We start from the raw sequence: 23,072 nt of genomic DNA on the forward strand, positions 1-23,072 counted from the left end.
TTGCACAGCAGCTTTATCCGAATCCGTATGCCGGTCAGGCATTCAGAGCGCTCACAGGGTATTCAGTGGCAAGATGGGCAGTGTTCACCACAAGAAACGATGGAGGGTCCAGATGAGCCTGTCACGCAAGCGCCGAAAGGAACTCACTCGTCTGCGCAAGAGCGCGGACGAACTGTGGAGTAATCAGCAGGAAGTTCTCGACCGCGCCAACGAGATTGCACGTGAAGCCGGCCGTCAGGCTGGTGTGCTCACTCGTGAAGAAGTTGTACCCCGCGTTCGCCAGGGATATGAGCACTACCTGCTCCCCGGCGTGCACGCTACCCAAGATTTTGCCGGTGGAGTTCGCCACCAGGTCACTGACAAGGTTCTGCCGGGGATCGGAACCGCACTGGGCACTGTCATGTCAGTGGGGGATATCGCCAAGGACGCGCGCATCGCCGCTCTCAACCGGGTTCGCTTCCAGAAGCCCGTCGTGATTGAGAAGCAGGGTCTGGGCGCGGGCACGTACATCGCCATCGGAGTCGGCATCGCTGCCGCCGCCGGGGTCGCCTACGCCATTTGGCAGACCTTCCGTGCCGACGATGAGTTGTGGGTCTCCGAAGACGAGTCGCTGCTTGACTCGCCGATCGAGAAGTCCTCGGACATCTAGCTCCGGCACTTTACCGAAGAGGGCCCCCGTCATACGACGGGGGCCCTCTTTTGTGCTCCTTCGCCCGACCATACCTTCAACGGCGCTGGGTGCTGGTGTGAGCGGACGCGCATGCCGGCATGGATGCGGGTAGCCCGAGCGCATCCTGCGGTGTACAGAGGCCCACTGAAGCCCACTGGCGGGGCTCGAAGAGGGGACAATCAAAAAAACCCCCGGCCGGCAGTGCCGACTGGGGGTTTTCTTCTGTGGAGCCACGGGGAATCGAACCCCGGACCTCCTGCTTGCAAAGCAGGCGCTCTACCAATTGAGCTATGGCCCCGAACCGGATCTTCACGGGTGAGAATCTGGCGGAGATGTAAGGCTATGAAGTACACGGTGTTTACGGACACGGTGTTGAGGTACTGCGTGGGGATACCGGGATTTGAACCTGGGACCTCTTCGTTATCAGCGAAGCGCTCTAACCAACTGAGCTATATCCCCCCATTGGGCAGGTTTCAGACTAACGGAAACTGGCGAAAAGTCCCAATCGAGGCCGCAAGCGACCATCGATTGGGCACACATCCGTCAGTTGTTGGTGAATCCGACGAGCAGGCCTCCGGTGACCTTGACGCTCAGGTTGTACAGTACGGCGAAGATTGCGCCCAGCGCGGTGACGACGACGGTGTTGATGACGGCGACGACCACGGCGAAGCCCATCACGTTGCCGATCGACAGGATCGTCGTGAGCTCGGACGCGCTCCCGGCGATATCCGTGTACAGGGCGTCGATCTGGGTGAAGATGCCGGTTCCATTGAGGACCGTGAAGGTGAGGAACGTGGCGACGATGGTCACCACGGCCAGGCACACGGCGATCAGGAAGGACAGCTTGACGGCCGACCAGAAGTCGATGTACACGAGCTTCAGACGTACCTGCTTGGACGACATTGCACCCCGACTCGACTTTTTGGCCAGTTTCTCGGCAACACTACTCATCTGCTGATTCTACTTTCCCCGAATCAATCTCGGTGGCCGCCTCGATTTCGAGGGCGACCAGATTGCGTTCGGTGTTCTTCGCGATGGCGATGATTCGATCTTCGGTCGCGAACTTTGCAAAAACGACGCCCATGGTATCCCGGCCTTTGGCCGGCACTTCGGCGACGTCAGAGCGTACCACCTTGCCACTGGCAAGGACCACAAGAACCTCGTCCTCCTCGTCGACGATGAGAGAACCGACCAGATCGCCGCGGTCATCGTTCAACTTGGCCACCTTGATGCCCAGTCCGCCGCGGTTTTGCAGGCGGTACTGGTCGGCGGCGGTGCGCTTGGCGTAGCCGCCCTCCGTGACGACGAACACAAACCCGTCGTCGGAGACCACGGACGCGTCCAACAGGGTGTCCTGGCCACGGAAGTGCATACCGATCACGCCGGAGGTGCTGCGGCCCATCGGGCGCAGCGCCTCGTCGGAGGCGGTGAACCGGATGGACATGCCCTTTTTCGACACCAGCAACAGATCGGAATCCTCGTCGACGAGCAGCGCGGAGACGAGTTCGTCGCCCTCGCGCAGCTTGATCGCGATGATGCCGCCGGTGCGGTTGGTGTCGTACTCGCTGAGCGCGGTCTTCTTGATCAGGCCGTCACGGGTGGCCAGGGTGAGGTACTGGGCCACGCCGTAGTCCCGGATATCCAGGATCTGGGCGATCTCCTCGCCCGGCTGCAGCGCGAGTAGGTTGGCCACGTGCTGGCCCTTGGCGTCCCGACCGGATTCCTGAGCTTCATAGGCCTTGGCCCGGTAGACCCGGCCGGTGTTCGTGAAGAACAACAGCCAGTGGTGGGTCGTGGTGACGAAGAAGTGCTCGACCACGTCGTCGGCGCGCAGCTGGGCGCCCTTGACGCCCTTGCCGCCGCGGTGCTGGTTGCGGTAGTTGTCGCTGCGGGTGCGCTTGATGTAGCCGCCGCGGGTGACGGTGACCACCATCTCCTCTTCGGGGATGAGGTCCTCGACCGACATGTCGCCGTCGAAGCCGAACATGATCTCGGTGCGGCGGTCGTCACCGAACTTATCGGTGATCTCACCGAGCTCGGTGCTCACGATGGTGCGCTGACGCTCGGGGCTCGCCAGGATCGACTTGAATTCGACAATCTGCAGTTCGAGTTCGGCGGCCTGGTCGATGATCTTCTGTCGCTCGAGAGCGGCAAGGCGGCGCAGCTGCATCGTCAGGATGGCGTCGGCCTGGAGCCTGTCGACCGTCAACAGGTCCATCAGACCCTCACGGGCGTCGTCAACGGTGGGGGAGCGGCGGATCAGGGCGATGACCTCGTCGAGCGCGTCGAGCGCCTTGAGGTAGCCGCGCAGGATGTGGGCATCCGCCTCAGCCTTGTTCAACCGGAACTGGGTACGGCGCACGATGACGTCGATCTGGTGCGACACCCAGGCGGTGATGAAGCCGTCCAGGGCCAGGGTGCGCGGGATGCCGTCGACGATCGCGAGCATGTTCGCGCCGAAGTTCTCCTGCAGCGGGGTGTGCTTGTAGAGGTTGTTCAGCACGACCTTGGCCACAGCGTCGCGCTTGAGCACGATAACGAGGCGCTGACCGGTACGGCCGCTGGTCTCGTCGCGGATGTCGGCGATGCCGGTGATCTTGGCGTCCTTGACCAGGTCGGCAATCTTGATCGCCAGGTTGTCCGGGTTCACCTGGTACGGCAGTTCGGTGATCACCAGGCAGGTGCGACCCTGCAGTTCCTCGATGCTCACCACGGCGCGCATCGTGATCGAGCCACGTCCGGTGCGGTAGGCGTCCTGGATGCCCTTGATGCCCAGGATCTGCGCGCCGGTGGGGAAGTCAGGGCCCTTGATGCGCTGGATCAGCGCTTCGAGCAGCTCTTCGCGGCTGGCGTCGGGATTCTCGAGATACCACAGGGCGCCGGCGGCGACCTCGCGCAGGTTGTGCGGCGGGATGTTGGTGGCCATACCGACGGCGATGCCGACGGAGCCGTTCACCAGCAGGTTGGGGAAGCGGGCGGGCAGCACCGTGGGCTCGAGGGTCCGGCCGTCGTAGTTGTCCTGGAAGTCGACGGTGTCTTCGTCGATGTCGCGGACCATTTCGAGGGCCAGCGGAGCCATCTTGGTTTCGGTGTACCGCGGGGCGGCGGCGCCGTCGTTGCCGGGGGAGCCGAAGTTGCCCTGGCCGAGGGCCAGCGGGTACCGCAGGCTCCACGGCTGCACCAGGCGCACGAGTGCGTCGTAGATCGAGGAGTCACCGTGCGGGTGGAACTGGCCCATCACGTCGCCGACCACGCGGGCGCACTTGGAGAACGCCTTGTCGGGGCGGTATCCGCCGTCGTACATGGCGTAGATCACGCGGCGGTGCACGGGCTTCATGCCGTCACGCACGTCCGGCAACGCGCGCCCGACGATGACGCTCATGGCGTAGTCGAGGTAGGAACGCTGCATTTCCAGCTGCAGGTCGACCTGGTCGATCTTGCCGTGCTGGGTGAGGTGCGCGGCAGCTGCCGCGACGCTGGCCGCGTCGGGGGCTTCCGGCGTGGTGCCTGTGGTGTCGTCAGATGTCAAGGAAACGCACGTCCTTCGCGTTCTTCTGGATGAAGTTGCGTCGGGATTCGACGTCTTCGCCCATCAGGGTGGAGAAAATCTCGTCGGCGGCTGCCGCGTCGTCCAGGGTCACCTGGAGCAGGGTGCGGGACTCGGGAGCCATCGTGGTTTCCCACAGCTCCTTGTAGTCCATCTCACCCAGGCCCTTGTAGCGCTGGATGCCGTTGTCCTTGGGGATCCGCTTGCCGGCGGCCGCGCCGTCGGCGAGCAGGGCGTCCCGCTCCGCATCCGAGTACACGTACTCGTGGGCGGAGTTGGACCACTTGAGTCGGTACAGCGGCGGCTGCGCGAGGTACACGTAGCCGAGGTCGATCAGCGGACGCATGTACCTGAAGAGCAGGGTGAGCAGCAGGGTGGTGATGTGCTGGCCGTCGACATCGGCATCGGCCATCAGCACGATCTTGTGGTAGCGCACCTTGTCCTGGTTGAAGTCTTCACCGATGCCGGCGCCGAACGCCGTGATCATCGCCTGCACTTCGGCGTTGCCGAGGGCACGGTCCAGGCGCGCCTTCTCCACGTTGAGGATCTTGCCGCGCAGGGGCAGGATCGCCTGGGTCTCCGGGTTGCGGCCCTGCACGGCGGAGCCGCCGGCCGAGTCGCCCTCCACGATGAAGATCTCTGAGGCGGCGGGGTCCTTGCTCTGGCAGTCCTTGAGCTTGCCCGGCATGCCGCCACCCTCGAGCAGGCCCTTGCGTCGGGCGGTCTCGCGGGCCTTGCGAGCGGCCATCCGGGCGGTCGCGGCCTGCAGCGACTTGCGGATGATCTCGCGGGCCTGAACCGGGTTGCGGTTGAACCAGTCGGAAAGCTGGTCGCCGACGACCCGCTGCACGAATGCCTTGGCCTCGGTGTTGCCCAGCTTGGTCTTGGTCTGGCCCTCGAACTGCGGTTCGGCGAGCTTGATCGAGACGACGGCGGTGAGGCCTTCGCGCACGTCGTCGCCGGAGAGGTTGTCGTCCTTTTCCTTCAGGATGCCTTTTTCCCGCGCGTACTTGTTCACCAGGGTGGTCAGCGCCGCACGGAAGCCCTCTTCGTGGGTACCGCCCTCGTGGGTGTTGATGGTGTTCGCGTAGGTGTGCACGCTCTCGGTGTACGCGGTGGTCCACTGCATAGCCACTTCTAGGGCGATCTTCTTCTCGGTGTCCTCGAACTCGAAGGAGATGATCTCCTCGTTGACCAGTTCGGCCTTCTTGGCCCGGTTGAGGTAGGCCACGTAGTCCATCAGGCCCTGCTCGTACATGAAGCTGTTGCTGAGCGGCTTGTCCTCGGCGTCCAGGCTGTCCGCACGCTCGTCGGTGAGCGTGAGGCGTAGACCCTTGTTGAGGAACGCCATCTGCTGGAAGCGCGCGCGCAGGGTTTCGTAGTCGAAGACCGTCGTCTCGAAGGTCTCCGAGCTCGGCCAGAAGGTGATCGTGGTCCCGGTCTCGTCGGAGACCTCGTCCTGGTGCAGTGACTCGTTGGGCACACCGTTGTGGAAGCTCTGGCGCCACACATGGCCCTGCCGGCGCACCTCGACCTCGAGGCGGCTGGAGAGCGCGTTGACCACCGAGCTGCCGACGCCGTGGAGTCCTCCGGAGACCGCGTAACCGCCGCCCCCGAACTTTCCACCGGCGTGCAGCACGGTCAGGACGACCTCGACGGTGGACTTGCCTTCCGCCTTGTGGATATCGACAGGGATACCTCGACCGTTGTCCTGCACGCGCACGGCGCCATCGGGAAGAATACGGATGTCAATGGTGTCGCAATAGCCGGCCAGGGCCTCGTCGACGGAGTTGTCGACGATCTCGTAGACCAGGTGGTGCAGACCGCGTGGACCGGTTGAACCGATGTACATTCCGGGTCGTTTGCGAACAGCTTCGAGGCCTTCGAGAACCTGGATGTCTTCTGCGCCGTAAGCGTGCTGCTCCGGCTCAGTTTTCGGTTCAATTGTCATGTGAAATTGGGCTCCTGACCGTCGCACAGGCGACCCCTCAGCCTACCAAACACCCCAAGCCCCAACGGCCAAAACCGCCGTTTGACGCGTTTTATTCGTAAGGGTGACCTGTTTTGGCTACCTAGCCATAGGTATCGCGTGGACCACGCCCTGGGATTGATCTGGGACCCTTTTTCCAGGAGGGGGCGTTGGGTCCTTGAAAACGAATTGCGGCGATGCCGGCATCCGGGAACTTCTGCATGATCTGAGTCATGATTTCCACCCGCATCATGCGCAGCTGGGTTGCCCACGCCGTCGACTCGCAGTGCACGGTCAGGATGCCCTCGTCGATACCGGCCGGGGTGGAGTGTTTCGCGGTTTCCTCACCGGCGAGTTCGATCCAGGACCCGAGCAGGTCCGACTGGGCCATCGGTGAATTCCAGCCCAGCTGCGCGGTGAGCGAATTAATGGTTTCGCCCAGTCCCCGCGGGTCCCGGCCGGCGCCGAACGGCACGCTGGACCCGATTTGAGGGCTGGCCTTGCGCCTGGCGCGGGTTCGCTTGGCGTTCGGGTCGCCGAAGACATCCTTGAACCGGAGGTATACCTTGGCGGCTTCACTGTGTTCAGCCACGGACCGTCCCGCTCTCGGCCTCGGGCGCAGCGACCACGGCGCCGGCGTGGATGTGGATGGCGTGGGCAGCGAGCACCGCAGGGACGTCTTGGAAGACGGCGGCCGTGATCAGAACCTGTTCGTAGCCGGTGACGGCTTCGGCGAGGCGCCGGCGGCGAGATTGGTCGAGCTCGGCGAACACATCGTCGAGGATCAGCACCGGGTCACCACTGGAGGAATCTCGTCGGAGCAGCTCCGCCGACGCGAGTTTGAGTGCAAGCGCGAAGGACCAGGATTCGCCGTGGCTGGCATAGCCCTTGGCCGGCAGATTGTTGAGTTCGAAGACCAGATCGTCACGGTGCGGTCCGGCCAGGGTCATTCCGCGGTCCAGTTCCTTGCGCCGCAGACCGGCCAGCGCGGTGCGGAAGGTGTCGGCCGTCGCGGAACCGGAGCTCGCACTCGGCGAAGCTGCGGCGGGGGAGGCGGTCTCGTCGGCTTCCTCATCGGCACCGAGAATGCTCAGCGACGCGACCAGGTTCGGCCCGTGATCCGCGCCGGCAACCGATTTGTACGCCTTTTGCAGCGGCGGCATCAGCTCAGCCACCAGATCCGCGCGGGCATCGATGATTTCGGAGCCCAGTGCCACCAGCCGTTCGTCCCAGATATCGAGGGTGCCCAGCTGGGTGGTCTTCAAACCGGAGGCCCTGGCGGACTTGAGCAGGGTATTGCGTTGTTTCAGCACCCGGTCATAGTCGGCAAGCACCCCGGAGAGCCTGGGGCTCCGCAACACCAGCAACTGGTCGAGGAATCGTCGACGACCGGACGGGTCGCCGCGCACCAGGGCAAGGTCTTCCGGTGCGAACAGCACGCTGGAGAAATAGCGGGGAAGTTCCCGGGTCTTGATGACCGACCGGTTGATCTGGGCCCGGTTGAGTCCGGACCGGTTGATCTGCACCTCAGCGAGGATGTCCCGGCCGTTGTACTCAAGGCGTGCGCGGATGATCGCGGACTCTGCGCCGGAGCGCACCATCGCCCCGGTCTGGGACACCCGGTGCGAACTCAGGGTGCTGAGGAATCCGAGCGCCTCGACCAGATTTGTCTTGCCCTGGCCGTTTCGGCCGACGATCAGGTTGGGTCCGGGGCCGAACGGGACTTCGGCTTGCGCATAGTTGCGGAAGTCAGTGAGGGAGAGGTGTGTGACCCGCACTCGGGATCAGTCTGCCTTCTTTATGGCATGCCCACCGAACTGGTTGCGCAGCGCGGCCACCGCCTTCATGGCCGGGGAATCATCCTGGCGGGAGGCGAACCGGGCGAAGATCGACGCGCTGATCGCGGGCACCGGAACGGCATTGTTGATGGCTTCTTCGATGGTCCAGCGTCCCTCGCCGGAGTCTTCGACGTAGCCTTCGATGTCGCCCAGCTGCGGGTCGTCCTTGAGGGCACGCACCAGGAGTTCGAGCAGCCAGGACCGCACGACGGTGCCGCGCTGCCAGGCCGTGAAAATGCCGGGCACATCCTGGATGAGGTCGTCGCGCTTCTCCAGCAGTTCGTAGCCCTCGGCATAGGCCTGCATCAGCGCGTATTCGATGCCGTTGTGCACCATTTTGGCGTAGTGACCGGCGCCGACCTTGCCGGCGTGCACGAAGCCTTCCTCGCGCGGGCCCTCCGGACGCAGCGCGTCGAAGACCGGCATGGCCGTTTCCACATCGGCGGCGGAACCGCCGACCATGAGGCCGAATCCGTTGGTGAGACCCCAGACCCCACCGGAAACACCGGCGTCGACGTAGTGGATCCCGTTTTCGGCGAGCAGCGCTTCATGGGTGAAGTCGTCGGTGAACCTGGAGTTGCCGCCGTCGATGACCAGGTCGCCGGGGGAGAGCTTCGTGGCCAGGTCCGCGATCACCGCGGTGGTGATGGCTCCGGCCGGAACCATGACCCAGACCAGCCGGGGAGACGGGATCGCCTCGACCAGCTCGGCGGTGCCGGCGACGTCGGAAACCTCGGGATTGCGGTCGTAGCCGGTGACGGTCAGACCGGCGGCGCGCAGGCGGTCGCGCATGTTGGCGCCCATTTTGCCCAGGCCGACGATTCCGATGTGCATGGCAGTCCTTCGTGGTTCGTGTCGTGCTGGTGAGGCCGGCGGCTTAGCGCAGGAGCAGATTCGGCTGCAGCAGGTACCGGTAGCTGTCGGCGCCCGGCTGCTCGCGCGACGTCTGGCTCGTGATGAGCACGGGTCCCGGCTTGTTGGGGTTCTCGGTCTTGGTGAAAGAGATGCGCACGAACTCGGAGTGCACGGCGCCGAGGCCGTCCAGCAGGAACTGCGGTTTGAGAGAGACGACGGTGTCGCCGCCGGCGAGGATCGCGTCGATGGTCTCAGAGGCCTGGGCCTGCTCCGAGCCGATGGCCTCGAGGGTGAGACCGTCGGACGTGAAGCTGAACCGCAGGGCCGCCTCCCGCTCCAGCACCAGCTGCACGCGGCGGGTGGCCTCGATCAGTTCGGCGGTGTTCATCACGGCGTAGTTGTCGACGTTGTCCGGGAACAGGCGACGCACCGGCGGGTAGTTGCCCTTGATCAGCAGCGACGTGACGGTTTTCTTATCCGCGGTGAAGGCGATCAGTTCGCGGTCGTCGGTGTTGGTGATGGCCACCGAGATCGTGCCGCTGTGGCCGAAGGTCTTACCGACCTCCTGCAGGGTCCGTGCCGGCACCAGGGCCGTGATCGGTTCCTGGGCCTGGTTGGCTCCCGGGTCCCAGTCGATCTCGCGAACGGCGACACGGTAACGGTCGGTGGCGACGAGGCTGATGCTGTTCTCGGTGATCTGCAGCTGTACGCCGGTGATCACCGGGGTGACGTCATCGCGGGATGCGGCGACAGCGACCTGCGAGACTGCCGCGGCGAATTCCTCGGCGGGTACCAGGCCGGATTGGGCGCTGACCTGGGGAATACTTGGATATTCCTCTACCGGCATAGACAGGAGGGTGAAGTTCGCGGTACCGCAGCTCACGGTGATCCGGGACTCGTTGGTGGAAAACCGCACCGGAGCGTTCGGCATCCGGCTGGCGATCTCGGCCAGAAGGCGTCCGGAGACGAGCACCTTGCCGGTCTCTTCGACATCGGCGGCGATCTCGGTCTGGGCCGACACTTCGTAGTCGAACGAGGACAGGATCAGGCCGGTCTCTGTCGCTTCGATTAAGACGCCGCTCAAAATGGGCAGGGTGGTGCGTTGGGGAAGGAGCTTGACAGCGAAAGATACGGCTTCGCTGAAGACATCCCGATTGGCCTGAAATCTCACGAAGTCACTCCTGTCGGTGGAGACCTGGATACGGCCTCAATGCTAGTCGGGTTTATCCGCTGCCCATTTCTTGTGAGCCTCGGCGAGTAAAGGTTGTTGGACCTGGAGCTAATGAAGTTAATCGTTAATCTTCTTAACCGCTGTGGAAACTGTGGATAACTCGGTGGATAGCGCTCAGCGACTGGGAACTACAAACTTGTAACTTGTGGACGCCCTGTGAGCGGTAAGCCCAATGAATGACACGAACTTGTTTCTGTAATTCAGAGTTTTCACAAGCGAGCCGTGCGTTTCTACAGATTGTGCCAAGTTGTCCGGGCAGTTTCCACAGGGTTATCCACAGGTACGAAACACAAAAAAATTTTCTCTTACTTGTAACGGTGATCCTGCTTGATGCGGTTTGTCAGTTCCGTCACCTGGTTGTAGATGGATCGGCGTTCCTTCATGAGCTCGCTGATCTTCTTGTTCGCGTACATCACCGTCGTGTGGTCGCGGTTGCCGAACAGCTGGCCGATCTTGGGGAGCGAGAGATTCGTCAGTTCCCGGCACAGGTACATTGCGATCTGTCGTGCGGTGGCCACAGCCTGCGAACGTGACGAACCGTACAGGTCGTCGACGGTGAGCTTGAAGTAGTCCGCGGTGTTCGTGATGATGTCCACCGGAGCGATCACGTTGTCCTCGTCGAGGGTGATCACGTCCTTCAACACCGTCTGCACGAGGTTCATGTCCACCGGGGTGCGGTTCAGGCTCGCGAACGCGGTGACCCGGATCAGGGTGCCCTCGAGTTCACGGATGTTCGACGACACCTTCGACGCCATGAACTCGAGAATGTCGTGCGGAACCTGCAGCTTCTCGCTCTGCGCCTTCTTGCGGAGGATCGCGATGCGGGTCTCCAGGTCAGGAGCCTGGACATCCGTGATCAGGCCCCACTCGAAGCGCGACCGCATGCGGTCTTCAAACCCGGTGAGGGCCTTCGGCGGCAGGTCGCTGGTGATGACGACCTGTTTGTTGTGATCGTGCAGGGTGTTGAAGGTGTGGAAGAACGCTTCCTGGGTCTCCGCCTTGCCCTGCAGGAACTGGATGTCGTCGATCATCAGGATGTCGATGTTGCGGTACCGGTTCTGGAAGGCGGAGCCGCGGTTGTTGGCAATCGAGTTGATGAAGTCGTTGGTGAATTCCTCGCTACTGACGTAGCGCACACGGATGCCCGGATACAGACTCATCGCGTAGTGGCCGATGGCGTGCAGCAGGTGGGTCTTGCCCAGGCCGGAGGAACCGTAGATGAAGAGCGGGTTGTACGCCTTGGCCGGAGCCTCGGCCACGGCGACGGCCGCGGCATGTGCGAACCGGTTGGACTGTCCGATGACGAAGTTGTCGAAACTGTACTTGGAGTTCAGCCGGGTGTCGTGGGGGCGCTCAGGGGGAGTGCTTTCGAAAACCGACTGCGGCGTGGCCGGCGTCTCGATGTCAGGCTGGCGTTCGATGGGTTCCTGAACCGGGCGCAGGGACTCCTGCTCGAGCTCGGGATTGACCACGACGTAGAACGTGGTGACAGCGACCGATTCGCTGAGCTGGCCCATGGCCGTGAGAAGGGGAACCCGCATGCGCACGTTGAGCATGCTCGCGGTGAACTCGTTCGGGACTTCCAGGTAGAAGGTGCCGGCCGCGATGCCTTTGGGCTCGACCAGGTTCAGGAAGCCGTACAGCATCGGAGTGACCGTGTCGTCCGACTCCAGAATGGTCAGAACTGACCGCCATGTCTCGCTGATGGGCTGTTCCCCGTCTGGCATGGTTTCCCACAATCTTCATCTGTACGTTTGCCGCCCTGAGAGAGCCTTCGCGGGTGGACACAGAATGCCCATCGGACGATTCATCCACAACGTTATCCACCGCCTGTGGGCAAATAACAACTGGATTCTCAGGGTTTACCCACAACCTGTGGATAACTTGTCCTCACGGTAGTCAATGACCGGCGGTCAGGCCAAATTAGCTTGAAGATTGCCAGCGTGTCTGTACCGGAAATGGGAATTCAATGGGCAGAATCGAACGTTTGGGCGTCGTCAGTTTGACCACGGGCGAGCGAAGCCGTAGTTTTAATCAGTTGACCCCAGCCCGTGGGCTACCTCACTCTTTCCCGGCCGCTCGTTTTGGCCTGCGGAGATCCAATACGTGGAGATTGAACAATGAGCAAGAGAACGTTCCAGCCGAACAACCGTCGTCGCGCGAAGGTGCACGGTTTCCGTCTTCGTATGCGCACCCGCGCCGGACGCGCCATCCTCGGTGCTCGTCGTCGCAAGGGTCGCACCGAACTCTCCGCGTAAGACCTCCCGTGCTCGCTCACGCCAATCGCATCACGAGCGGGAGCGACTATAAGGCTGTCGTTCGACGAGGTGTGCGGGTCGTCGGCCCGCACACTGTGGCGTACCTCCGCCGCAACCCAGAACCCACCCCGGTGCGGTTCGGGTTCATCGTCGCCAAGAACGTGGGCGGCGCGGTGGTTCGAAACCGCGTGCGTCGTCGTTTGAAAGCGGCAAGCTTCGATCTCCTTCCTGGCGTTCCCGCCGGGACGGAGATCGTTTTTCGCGCACTGCCGACATCTGTACACGCCAGCTGGCCCGATCTTGTGGCCGAGCTGTCGACTGCACTGGTCAAGGGGCAGCGCGCGAGATGAACAGGGTGATCCTCACGTTGGTATTGCTGCCCCGAAATCTCGGGGTAGCGCTCCTGCGGGTCTATCGCGCAGTAATCTCACCGTTGTACGGCGATGTTTGCCGGTACTACCCCTCGTGTTCGGCGTACGCCCTCGGCGCCGTCCAAGAATATGGCCTGATCGTCGGCTCTTTTTTCGCCGCACGTCGGGTCTTGCGTTGTCATCCTTGGGCTGAGGGCGGAATCGATGATGTTCCCCTGAAACGACACCGTCGCTACACCGTGACGTCGTTTGGATTTGTAGTTCCTTTAGCCACGGAAAGGGCTGACCCGCACGTATGGACCTCATAGGTACTATCCTCTGGCCGCTGAAGTGGGCCGTTGAGCTTCTGCTCGTCGCCTTCCACTGGTTGTTCTCCAACCTCGGCATGGGCTACAACGACGGCATCACCTGGGTGCTGTCCATCGTTGGCCTGGTCCTCGTGGTGCGAGCTGCGCTGATCCCCATCTTCGTGAAGCAGATCAAGAGCCAGCGCAAGATGCTCGAGGTCGCGCCGCAGCTGAAAAAGATCCAGGACAAGTACAAGGGCAAGAAGGACCAGTTCTCCCGAGAGGCCATGTCCCGCGAGACCATGGAGCTGTACAAGCGCACCGGGACCAACCCGCTCGCCTCGTGCCTGCCCCTGCTCCTGCAGATGCCGATCTTCTTTGCCCTGTTCTCGGTGCTCAACGACGCTCAGCGCTCCAATGCCGGCGTCGGCCCCCTCAACCAGGCCCTGGCGACCAGCTTCGGCAATGCCAACCTGTTCGGCGTTGCCCCGCTGCACGACACGTTCGCCCAGCAGTGGACGCTGTGGACCTCCGGAGCGGACTTCAACCTCTCCGTCATGATCATCGCGGCCACCATGGTCGTCCTGATGACCGCGTCGCAGTTCATCACCCAGCTGCAGATCGTCTCCAAGAACATGTCGCCGGAGACCAAGGCCAGCCCGATGTTCAAGCAGCAGAAGATCATGCTGTACCTGCTGCCCCTGGTCTTCGCCTTCTCCGGTGTGGCCTTCCCGCTCGGCGTGATGTTCTACTGGCTCACCTCGAACATCTGGACCATGGCCCAGCAGTTCCTCGTCATTCGCAACATGCCCACACCGGGCAGTGAGGCCGCCAAGGCCCGCGAAGAGCGGCTCGCCCGCAAGGGCAAACTCATCGCAACCGACGGAGACGTCATCATTGTCGACGAGCCCAAGAAGCCGGCCCAGCGCCAGCAGCCCGTTGGCAAGAACCGTGCCAAGAAGCAGACCGGCCCCAAGAAGTAAGAGGGATGGACATCGTGACTGAGAACACCGACGTGATCAACGCGGATGCCGCGTCCGACGCCGCGCCCACCATCGGCCAGCTGGAGCAGGAAGGCGACATCGCAGCGGACTACATTGAAGAGTTCCTGGATATCTGCGACCTCGACGGTGACATCGACATCGATGCCCGGAACGGACGGGCCTACCTGTCGGTGAATTCGGTTGACCCGCAGAACCTGCGCCTGCTGTCCAAGCCCGACACCGTGAACGCCCTGCAGGAGCTCACCCGACTGGCCGTGCAGAACAAGACCGGGTCGTTCTCCAGGCTGATCCTCGACATCGGCGGATCCCGCGAGGCCCGCGAGGCCGAGCTGACCGACCTCGTCGGCCACGCCATCGAGCGCATCGAAGGCGGCGCAACGGAGGCTTCCCTCCCCCCGATGTCGTCCTACGAGCGCAAGCTCGTGCACGACATCGTTTCGGAGCGCGGATACGTCTCCGAGTCCCTGGGCGAAGGTCGCGACCGTCACACCGTCATCACGGCAGCGTAGCCACACCGAGTATGACTGAGACCCTCGAGGCCGAGCCCGCCGTTGCAGCTGGACTCTTCGGTGACCGCATCGAGGTCGCCCGAGAGTTCACCAGGCACCTCGCCGAGCAGGGGGAGGAGCTCGGCCTGATCGGTCCGCTCGAACTTCCCCGGTTGTGGAGCCGGCACATCCTGAATTGCGTCGTGGTAGCACCACTCCTGAAGCCCGGCCTGGTCGGCGACGTGGGATCGGGCGCCGGGCTGCCGGGTCTGGTGCTGGCGATCGCGCGGCCCGATGTCTCGTTCGTGCTCATCGAGCCGATGGAACGCCGAGTGGCGTGGTTGACCGGCCAGATCGCCGCACTCGGCCTCACCAACGCACGGGTGCAGCGGGCCCGCGCCGAAGACATCCGTCTGGATACGCCCCTGGATCAGGTCACCGCCCGCGCCGTGAGCGCGTTCAAGACCCTGATTCCCCTCACGGCCCCACTGTTGCGTTCCGGCGGTGAACTCGTGCTGATGAAGGGCGCGGGTGCCGCGGGGGAGATCGCCAACGCCGCCAAGCCGATCAAAAAGTTCCGCCTGCGCGATGTGGAGGTCCTCACCCTCGGCGAGGGTGTGCTGGAGGACGTCACGCGGGTCATTAAGGCTACAGTGGACTAGTCCCCGGCAACATCCGCGCAACATGGGCGGAGAACTCCGGGGCACCCTTTCGGGTGGCTCATCAACCGTCGAACGCAAAGGTTTCACGTGAAACATCCCGGCGAAGACCAGCAGACCGGCACTCCCGGTTCCGGCGTCGACAACAGCACCCCCCTGGCGCGGGAGATCTCGGATCTGACCCGCCGCCGTCAGGTGATCGCCGCCGAGAGGCTACCCAAGCCCGAGAGCACCCGGGTGATCACCATCTCCAATCAGAAGGGTGGGGTGGGCAAGACCACCACCGCCGTCAACCTGGCCGCCGCGTTGGCCCGCCAGGGTGCGCGTGTTCTCGTGATTGACCTGGACCCGCAGGGCAACGCCTCCACCGCGCTCGGTGTGGAGCACCGCGCCGAGACCTCGAGTGTTTACGACGTGATCATCAATGACCTGCCGATGGTGGACGTTGTGCAGAAGAGCCCGGAGTTCGGGGCGCTGTACTGTGTACCGGCGACCATCCACCTGGCCGGCGCAGAGATCGAACTCGTTTCGCTCGTTGCCCGGGAACAGCGACTGCGTCGCGCCCTGGACCTGCACATCAAGGAGATGGCGGACCCCTACGACTACGTCTTCATCGACTGCCCGCCGTCTCTCGGGCTCCTCACGATCAATGCGTTCGTCGCCGCTCGGGAGGTTCTCATCCCGATTCAGTGCGAGTACTACGCGCTGGAGGGACTGAGTCAGCTGTTGAAGAACATCGAGCTGATCGAGAAGCACCTGAACCCGCAACTCATCGTCTCGACGATCCTGCTCACCATGTACGACAGCCGCACGAACCTCGCGAACCAGGTGGCGCAAGATGTGCGCGATCACTTCCCGAAACAGGTGCTGGACACGCTGATTCCGCGCTCGGTGCGGGTTTCTGAGGCGCCCAGCTACGGTCAGAGCGTCATCAGCTACGATCTCAACTCGGCAGGATCGCTCTCCTACCTCGAAGCAGCCGCAGAAATCGCCCGTCGGGGCGTTCCACGAACAGGAGATGCGCAGTAATGGCGAAACGTACAGGGCTCGGCCGCGGTATCGGTTCGCTCATTCCCGTGCAGGACAACCCGTCACAGGCACGGCCCGTCGACGTCTTCTTCCCGTACAACGAGGTCCCGCACGCCGAGGGCACCGCCGGCGCCTCCCCGGTGCCCGGCTCTGCGCCGACGTCTTCCGCAGGTTCGGCTTCGACGGCGACGATCGAGGCGGCCGACGAGACCACTGTTGAGCTTCTTCCGGTTCCCGGGGCGCGCCTTGCGCATTTGAATCCGGCCGACATCGTGCCCAATGCCGTGCAGCCGCGCAGCGTTTTCGACGAGGACGACCTGGCCGAACTCGTGCACAGCATTCGCGAAGTCGGAGTGCTGCAGCCCATCGTCGTGCGTCCGCTCCTGGAACAGCCGGGCAAGTACGAACTCGTCATGGGGGAGCGGCGCCTGCGCGCCACCAAGGAAGTCGGCCTCGACAGCATCCCGGCGATCGTGCGGGATACCGCTGACATCGACATGCTCCGCGACGCGCTGCTGGAGAACCTGCACCGCGCGCAGCTGAACCCGCTCGAAGAAGCGTCCGCTTACCAGCAGCTGCTGTCGGACTTCGACATCACCCAGGAAGAGCTGGCCAGCCGCATCGGTAGGTCGCGCCCGCAGATCACCAACACCCTGCGCCTGTTGAAGCTGCCGGAGGCCGTGCAGCTTCGTGTTGCGGCCGGCGTACTGTCGGCTGGTCATGCGCGAGCAGTGCTGTCAGTGGGGGACACCGAGGGCATGTTGCGCCTCGCAGACAAGATCGTCAACGAGGACCTGTCGGTGCGGGCGGCTGAGGCCGCCGCCGCTGCCGGACCCAAACCCGTTGTCGTGAAACCCGCACCCGGAAAGCGACAGGGACATCTCAACGAGATCGCCGAACACCTCGGAGACCGCCTCGATACCCGCGTGAAAATCAACCTGGGCGCACGAAAAGGCCAGATCACAGTTGATTTCGCTACGATCGGCGACCTGAACCGCATTCTCGGCGTACTCGGGGAACCCGGCTTCGGAGCCAACTAGCGGCGCTTTGTTTCACGTGAAACATTCGGTGTGGGACTAGGCGGGCCTGCCAAACGGCGGGTCTCGCTGATTGAGCTGAGCGGGGTTCCCATGCTGATTTTGGGCGCGCTCGCCCGCGGCGGTCCTCGCTGAGCATGTGGACATCAGATTTCCGCGTCCTGACAGCTCGGCTCCTGGCCACCCTTCCGGGCCTCGGTGACTGACGTGGTCGATGTTCGAACCCGAGGGTCTCGCACGCTCACCCACAGCCGGGCCTCGCTGATTGCGCTTGTCGAAATCAGGCCTGGGCCTGTCGACGAGTCCGATCCAACGGGGGTCCCCGGGATTGAGCCTGTCGAAGTCGGATCCTCGATGCTCCTGAGCCCGAACCGCGCGGCCGGCAGTCATCGGTTTACGCGATTTTGAGCTCATTTGGGGCGTTGAGAGGGCGACTGTGGCGCGACGAGCCGGCATTTGCGACGCTGACGAGCGGAGCAGCAGCCTTACGATGGCTCTCAGGGCCGTCAATTCGCGCCAATCTGGCGGGAAAATTGCCTACTGTAGCCCCTTTGCGGCGAGAAATCGGGTGGCCGGTGGTTGACGAACCCTGGCTCACGACGGGCATCCCGTCGAGTGTGATGTTTCACGTGAAACAGCTGCCGCGCGTGGTAGCGACGGGCTTGACCAACCACGAGGGTGCGACGCTCAGGCCATGACTGCTCCTTCGAGTCGGGTTGACTGGGGCGTTCCGAAATCACGGTGCCCCGTTCGAGGAAGCGACTCTTCAGGTCTCACCTAACCGCTTGAGATTTCTGACATCAGATTCACTGGGCCGACTAGCATGACGCGCTCTGCTCAGCGCTGACCGTGACCGACCCCTGGCCCGATTCCGGACGCTCGTAAGACGATCGTGGCGTCGCCGGGCTGTCTTTGGCCCTCCGAAAGCGGCGGAGTGGCCGTTCGATGGCTCACGTGTCGGGTTTACGTCAAACGGCCCGGAATTGCGCCGGCTGGACCTGCTCCGAGCGTTGTTTCACGTGAAACACTGGCCGTGTCGGGACTCGATAGGCACGACCCCCGAAATGGCATGCAACCTGCGTGTTCTGGCCGGAGCACGTCGGGTGGGTCTGGCCGTGCCCGCGGCTCGAGACTTCTGGCCGTGTCGTCAAGCTCGGCCGACGTACGTGCGGAGCGCAAGCCCTGGCGTTCGGATCGTCCCGACCGCTCAGTGAGGGTGTCGGGGATTGACGCGGGCGACGTAACGGGCCCTGACTCGCTTGCTTCAGCCCGTCGAGATTCCGCTCCCGCTTCTGGATAGGCCCAGTGGGCTCCATGTCTGGTTGATTGAACTTGTCGACGTTAAGTTTTTGGCACTCATGAGTAGGAACGATCCCGCGAGGGGAGCGGCCGCAAATGGGGGACTTGAGAGGGCTGTTTCAGCGAAAATGAAGGCGAATTCGGTGGTCGGGGCGGATGCGCCGTCGGAAGCTGCCGCGTCTCCGGCCCGGTGTTTCACGTGAAACATTTCTCGCCTAGGGTCTCAGTAGGCTCGACCGGCGAGGCGGTTGCGGCCTGCGCGTCAGGGTCTGGAATGCGCACCCACGGTTGATTCTGGTTGTCGAAAGCGGGATTCCGGTGTCAATAGGCTGCACGTGAGCGCATACAACGGCCTCTACAGCGCAATTTGGGCCGGTTTTGGGCCAGTCGAGGGCGATTTGTGGCGCTCCCGAGCTACTTCGGCGGCATTGATGCGCGGGGGAGTGGACGCGCGGTGGAGTGGACGCGCGGTGGCGCTCGGAGCCGCCAAATCAAATGACCTGGGGACGAAGTTCAGATCTGTCGCCAGGAGCGGGTGGCAGCCACGGTGCCTCCAGCAGGGTCTCGACCAGCTCGACCACCGAAGGGCGCGTCTCGCTTTCTGGCCGGACCGGCGAAATGGTGACGAGCGGCCACTGGGAGCCGTCGATGACAATGTTTTACGTGAAACACCCACCCTCGGAGGGGGGTGTTTCACGTGAAACATGACGGCAACGCGTGGCTACTGCAGGCTGGTGGAGGCCGCTCGAGCGAGGGCCGCATAGACAGTTCCGAGTGACTCTCCGGAGGCTTCAATGGACTGCGGGGCGAGTGAGGTTTCGGTGAGTCCGGGCAGGACGTTCGCCTCGAGGAACCACGCGACCCCCTCGGCGTCGACCATCAGGTCGATGCGGGAAAGCTGGGCCAACCCGAGCAGGCTATGAATCGCCACGGCGGTCTCGGCCACCCGCTGGGCCACATCCGGCGCGATGCGGGCCGGCGTGAAGAAGAGCGTTTCGCCGGCGTTGTACCGAGCTTCGAAGCTGAAGACGCCACTTACGGGCGCGATTTCAACGGCGGGGAGTGCGACGGGCCCGGCACCGGTGTTGATGACCGTGACGGCAAGCTCGGTGCCTTCGATCTTCGTCTCAACGAGGGCCGTCTCGTCGTAGGTGTAGGCATCGACCATGGCGCGGGGGAGACCCGCTGCTGTGTCGACAATGGTCACACCCTGGGCAGAGCCACCCTGGGCGGGTTTGACGACCAGGGGTGTGCCTAGGGCGGTCACGAGGTGCTCAAGCACACTGGCTGCACCGAGGTCGCGGAAGGTCTCACGTGAGAGGGCGATCCAGGTCGGGGTGGCGTATCCGGCGCGACGTACAAGTTCCTTGGCGGTGGGCTTGGACCAGGCCAGTCCCGCCGCGGTGCCACGCGGGCCGACGTGCGGGATCCCGGTGGTCTCGAGCAGTGAGAGCAGGGCACCGTCTTCTCCGGTCGCGCCGTGCAGAACGGGCCAGATCACGTCAGGCTTGCGGGTGGCTAGCTCGGTGAGGAGTCCCGCCTGCGGGTCGAGCACGGTCACGGTGTGACCGAGCCCGGTCAGCTCGTCTGCCACCCGGCGGCCACTGCGCATGGAGACGTCGCGCTCGTGCGAGATTCCACCCGCGAGCACCACAATGTCAAGAAACTCTGATTCGCTCATGATCTGGGGTTTTCCTTAGCTCGAGCCGGAGAAACGCGGGGTTAGTTGATGTCGGGCGGCGGGGCGCCGAAGCGGCGACCGTCGTGGGCGGGAAACAGCGAGCCTGTTCCGGCGAAGGTGTCGAGCAGCTCTAGTTCGTCACGGATGACGGTGGCGAGGCGACGGATACCCAGGCGGATGTGGTCCGGCGTGGGATAGCAGAAGGAAAGCCGGATGTTCTGGCGACCCTGACCATCCGCGAAGAACGCCGTGCCGGGGGTGTACGCCACGAGCTCCTTGACCGCGCGAGGCAGCATTGCCTTGGAGTCCAGGGTGTCCGGCAGGTTGAGCCACACGTAGAACCCGCCGTTGGGGTTGGTCCAGGTGAGCTCGGGAAGGTATTCCGTCAACGCGGAAAGCATGGCGTTCTTGCGTTCGCGGTAGACGCCGCGGAAGGTGTTGATCTGACCCTTCCAATCCGCGGTGGACAGGTACTCGGAGATCACCAGTTGGCTGAACGAGCTGGGGGAGAGTACCGCCGCCTCGTTGGCCAGCACGAGCTTCTCGCGGATGGCGTGCGGGGCCAGGGCCCAACCCACCCGGAAGCCGGGGGCGAGGGTCTTGGAGAAGGTCCCCAGGTACACCACACCGTCCCGTTCGATGGAACGCATGGCATCCGGTGCCTTCTGGTCGAAATACAACAGCCCATACGGGTTGTCCTCGAGGACCAGAATCTGGTTGGCCTTCGCGATCTCCAGGATCTCCAGACGGCGGGCCCAGCTGAGGGTCACCCCGGCCGGGTTGTGGAAACTGGGAATCGTGTAAAGGAACTTGATCTTGCGACCGGCGGCCTTCAGGCGTGCGATGTGTTCGCGGAGGGCCTCGGGGATCATGCCGTGCTCGTCCATGGGTACGTGGTCGACATCGGCCTGGTACGACTTGAAGATGACCATGGCCGTGACATAGCTCGGCCCCTCGGCGATGACAACGTCGCCGGGGTCCAGGAAGAGCTTGCTGACCAGTTCGAGAGCGTGTTGCGACCCCGTGGTGACGACGACGTCATCGGCGTGGGCGCGGATGCCTTCCAGCGCCATGACCTCGAGGATCTGCTCACGGAACAAGGGAACTCCCTGGCCAGAGCCATATTGCAGCGCAACGGGGCCCTGTTTGCGCATGACGCTGTCCATCGCGTTGATCACGAGGTCCTGGGGCAGGGCGGCGACGTAGGGCATGCCACCGGCAAGGGAGACGACCTCGGGGCGTGAGGCGACGGCGAACAGGGCGCGAACCTCGGAGGCGCGCAGGGCGGCGGCTCGCTCGGCGTAGTGGTGGTACCACGGGTCGAGGTTGTTGCCGGCCTGGGAGGTGCCTATCGCTGTCACGTCATATCCGTTCTGGTGTGGCCTTAATCGTATGGGGTGCGTCGCTCAGCGGCCGCATCCGCCTGAATTTACAAAAACACCCGCCCGGCGGCTGCCGGGCGGGTGTCGGGTTCGCGGAAGAACCTGCCGGCGGCTACTTGAGGTAGGCGGCCAGGTCGGCTTCGAGGGCGGGCTTCGGCTTGGCGCCGATGACGGTCTTGACGACCTCACCCTTCTGGAAGACCTTCATCGCGGGGATGGAGGTGATCATGTACTTTGCGGCGAGGGCCGGGTGGTCGTCCACGTTCAGCTTGACGATGTCGATCTTGTCGGAGTGCTCCGCGGCGATCTGGTCGAGGATCGGGCTGACGGCGCGACACGGGCCACACCACTCGGCCCAGAAGTCCACCAGGACGGTCTTCTCGTTGTTGATGACTTCCTGGTCGAAGGTGGCGTCGGTGACGGCGCGTGCTGACATGTAGTGCTCCTTAGTTGGTGACGCTTGCAAATTCGGGGTCGCCGGCCGCAGCCAGCAAGTCCTCGGGGAGGGTGGCCAGGTAGTGTTCGGCGTCCAGGGCCGCCACAGTGCCGCTGGCGGCCGCGGTGACGGCCTGGCGGTAGGTGGGGTCGATGACGTCTCCTGCGGCGAAGACGCCGGCCTGGCTGGTCTTGGAGGAGCGTCCGGCGACGGCGATGGTGCCCTCACTGGTGAGGTCGAGCAGATCGTGCACGAGGTGGGTGCGCGGGTCGTTGCCGATGGCGACGAACAAACCGCCCACCTCGAGGGTGCTCTCGGTGCCTGTGACGGTGTCACGAAGACGCAGACCCTCAACGGCCTCTTCACCATCGATGCCGACGACCTCGGAGTTCCAGACGAACTCGATCTTCGGGTGCGACAGAGCGCGCTCCTGCATGATCTTGGACGCCCGGAGGGTGTCCTTGCGGTGAATGATGTAGACCTTTTTCGCGAAGCGGGTGAGGAAGGTGGCCTCCTCCATGGCGGAGTCGCCGCCGCCGACGACGGCGATGACCTTCTCCTTGAAGAAGAAACCATCGCAGGTGGCACACCAGGACACGCCCCGGCCGCTCAGACGCTCTTCGTCGTGGATGCCGAGCTTGCGGTAGGCGGACCCGGTGGCGAAAATCACCGACAGGGCCTCGTGCTTCTCGCCGTTGCCGAGGGTGACCGACTTGACCGTGTCGCCGAATTCGAGCTTGGTCACGTCGTCGTAGACGACCTCGGTGCCGAACTTCTCGGCCTGCTCCTGCATCTTCGCCATCAGCTCCGGGCCCTGGATGCCGTCGGCGAAGCCCGGGAAGTTCTCAACGTCGGTGGTGTTCATCAGTTCACCGCCGGCCTCGACCGAACTGGCGATCAGCAGCGGCTTCATGTTCGCACGCGCAGCGTAGATGGCGGCGGTGAATCCGGCAGGACCCGAACCGATGATGATGATCTGACGCACGCGTAGACTCCTTGAAATCAGTGGAAGAGACGCCTTTCGGCGCCTC

The 23,072-nt window shown here is 63.5% G+C and carries 21 protein-coding genes and 2 tRNA genes; 9 read left to right on the plus strand and 14 right to left on the minus strand.

Features of this window, described 5'->3' with window-relative positions:
* Positions 1-112: 112 nt before the first annotated feature.
* Positions 113-649, plus strand: coding sequence for a hypothetical protein (locus E3T22_RS15115; protein ID WP_088454788.1), 537 nt, complete (start codon positions 113-115; stop codon positions 647-649).
* Between the two features lie 246 nt (positions 650-895).
* Here the strand turns inward: E3T22_RS15115 and E3T22_RS15120 are convergent.
* The 10 genes from E3T22_RS15120 to dnaA form a co-directional block, all read right to left on the minus strand.
* Positions 896-968, minus strand: a tRNA-Ala gene (locus E3T22_RS15120).
* A gap of 87 nt (positions 969-1,055) precedes the next feature.
* Positions 1,056-1,129, minus strand: a tRNA-Ile gene (locus tag E3T22_RS15125).
* An 84-nt stretch (positions 1,130-1,213) separates the two neighbouring features.
* Positions 1,214-1,621 carry a DUF3566 domain-containing protein gene (locus tag E3T22_RS15130; protein ID WP_088454787.1) on the minus strand — a complete coding sequence of 136 codons (408 nt, stop codon included), beginning with the start codon at positions 1,619-1,621 and terminating at the stop codon, positions 1,214-1,216.
* The gene (gene gyrA, locus E3T22_RS15135) at positions 1,614-4,106 is read right to left on the minus strand and encodes a DNA gyrase subunit A (RefSeq protein ID WP_241983703.1); all 2,493 of its coding nucleotides are present in this window, start codon (positions 4,104-4,106) and stop codon (positions 1,614-1,616) included. Before gyrA ends, E3T22_RS15130 begins: the two co-directional genes overlap by 8 nt.
* Before the next feature lie 82 nt (positions 4,107-4,188).
* A complete protein-coding gene (gene gyrB, locus E3T22_RS15140; RefSeq protein ID WP_088454786.1) occupies positions 4,189-6,168 on the minus strand; it encodes a DNA topoisomerase (ATP-hydrolyzing) subunit B in 1,980 nt (659 codons plus the stop codon).
* A gap of 121 nt (positions 6,169-6,289) precedes the next feature.
* A complete protein-coding gene (locus tag E3T22_RS15145; RefSeq protein ID WP_088454785.1) occupies positions 6,290-6,778 on the minus strand; it encodes a DUF721 domain-containing protein in 489 nt (162 codons plus the stop codon).
* Entirely contained in the window at positions 6,771-7,964 is a 1,194-nt protein-coding gene (gene recF / locus E3T22_RS15150; RefSeq protein WP_088454784.1) for a DNA replication/repair protein RecF, read from the minus strand. Before recF ends, E3T22_RS15145 begins: the two co-directional genes overlap by 8 nt.
* 6 nt (positions 7,965-7,970) lie before the next feature.
* A complete protein-coding gene (gene gnd / locus E3T22_RS15155; protein ID WP_088454783.1) occupies positions 7,971-8,858 on the minus strand; it encodes a phosphogluconate dehydrogenase (NAD(+)-dependent, decarboxylating) in 888 nt (295 codons plus the stop codon).
* 43 nt (positions 8,859-8,901) lie between these two features.
* The gene (gene dnaN / locus E3T22_RS15160; RefSeq protein ID WP_088454782.1) at positions 8,902-10,050 is read right to left on the minus strand and encodes a DNA polymerase III subunit beta; all 1,149 of its coding nucleotides are present in this window, start codon (positions 10,048-10,050) and stop codon (positions 8,902-8,904) included.
* A gap of 365 nt (positions 10,051-10,415) precedes the next feature.
* Positions 10,416-11,837, minus strand: a complete 1,422-nt coding sequence (dnaA, locus tag E3T22_RS15165) for a chromosomal replication initiator protein DnaA (RefSeq protein ID WP_088454781.1) — start codon at positions 11,835-11,837, stop codon at positions 10,416-10,418.
* Positions 11,838-12,230: 393 nt separating this feature from the next.
* Between dnaA and rpmH the strand changes: the two genes are divergently transcribed.
* The 8 genes from rpmH to E3T22_RS15205 all read left to right on the plus strand — a co-directional run bounded on the left by rpmH (position 12,231) and on the right by E3T22_RS15205 (position 17,246).
* Positions 12,231-12,368, plus strand: a complete 138-nt coding sequence (gene rpmH, locus E3T22_RS15170; protein WP_010204566.1) for a 50S ribosomal protein L34 — start codon at positions 12,231-12,233, stop codon at positions 12,366-12,368.
* 8 nt (positions 12,369-12,376) lie between these two features.
* Entirely contained in the window at positions 12,377-12,718 is a 342-nt protein-coding gene (gene rnpA, locus E3T22_RS15175) for a ribonuclease P protein component (RefSeq protein WP_088457780.1), read from the plus strand.
* Entirely contained in the window at positions 12,715-13,047 is a 333-nt protein-coding gene (yidD, locus tag E3T22_RS15180) for a membrane protein insertion efficiency factor YidD (protein WP_088457779.1), read from the plus strand. The genes rnpA and yidD overlap by 4 nt, the downstream gene beginning before the upstream one ends.
* Complete coding sequence (gene yidC / locus E3T22_RS15185; RefSeq protein WP_088457778.1) at positions 13,035-14,009, plus strand: membrane protein insertase YidC; 975 nt, start codon at positions 13,035-13,037, stop codon at positions 14,007-14,009. The genes yidD and yidC overlap by 13 nt, the downstream gene beginning before the upstream one ends.
* A gap of 5 nt (positions 14,010-14,014) precedes the next feature.
* Positions 14,015-14,539, plus strand: coding sequence for a R3H domain-containing nucleic acid-binding protein (locus E3T22_RS15190; RefSeq protein ID WP_088457777.1), 525 nt, complete (start codon positions 14,015-14,017; stop codon positions 14,537-14,539).
* Positions 14,540-14,550: 11 nt separating this feature from the next.
* Positions 14,551-15,180 (plus strand): 16S rRNA (guanine(527)-N(7))-methyltransferase RsmG, encoded by a 630-nt coding sequence (gene rsmG, locus E3T22_RS15195; RefSeq protein WP_088457776.1) that lies wholly within the window; start codon positions 14,551-14,553, stop codon positions 15,178-15,180.
* Positions 15,181-15,267: 87 nt separating this feature from the next.
* Positions 15,268-16,206 (plus strand): ParA family protein, encoded by a 939-nt coding sequence (locus tag E3T22_RS15200; protein WP_088457775.1) that lies wholly within the window; start codon positions 15,268-15,270, stop codon positions 16,204-16,206.
* Positions 16,206-17,246, plus strand: a complete 1,041-nt coding sequence (locus tag E3T22_RS15205; protein WP_088457774.1) for a ParB/RepB/Spo0J family partition protein — start codon at positions 16,206-16,208, stop codon at positions 17,244-17,246. The genes E3T22_RS15200 and E3T22_RS15205 overlap by 1 nt, the downstream gene beginning before the upstream one ends.
* A gap of 2,017 nt (positions 17,247-19,263) precedes the next feature.
* On the opposite strand, the gene E3T22_RS15210 is transcribed toward E3T22_RS15205, so the two are convergent.
* From E3T22_RS15210 to trxB, 4 genes are all read right to left on the minus strand, one after another.
* Positions 19,264-20,223: a D-alanine--D-alanine ligase gene (locus E3T22_RS15210; RefSeq protein ID WP_134479621.1), complete on the minus strand. Its 960-nt coding sequence runs from the start codon at positions 20,221-20,223 to the stop codon at positions 19,264-19,266.
* 41 nt (positions 20,224-20,264) lie between these two features.
* Positions 20,265-21,584, minus strand: coding sequence for a PLP-dependent aminotransferase family protein (locus E3T22_RS15215; protein ID WP_088457772.1), 1,320 nt, complete (start codon positions 21,582-21,584; stop codon positions 20,265-20,267).
* Positions 21,585-21,717: 133 nt separating this feature from the next.
* On the minus strand, positions 21,718-22,041 hold the full coding sequence (gene trxA, locus E3T22_RS15220) for a thioredoxin (protein ID WP_088457771.1): 324 nt from the start codon (positions 22,039-22,041) through the stop codon (positions 21,718-21,720).
* Positions 22,042-22,051: 10 nt separating this feature from the next.
* Entirely contained in the window at positions 22,052-23,026 is a 975-nt protein-coding gene (gene trxB / locus E3T22_RS15225; protein WP_103429920.1) for a thioredoxin-disulfide reductase, read from the minus strand.
* Positions 23,027-23,072: the final 46 nt, after the last annotated feature.

It is taken from the genome of Cryobacterium sp. TMB3-10, assembly GCF_004402305.1.
In the GTDB taxonomy this organism is placed as follows: domain Bacteria; phylum Actinomycetota; class Actinomycetes; order Actinomycetales; family Microbacteriaceae; genus Cryobacterium; species Cryobacterium zongtaii.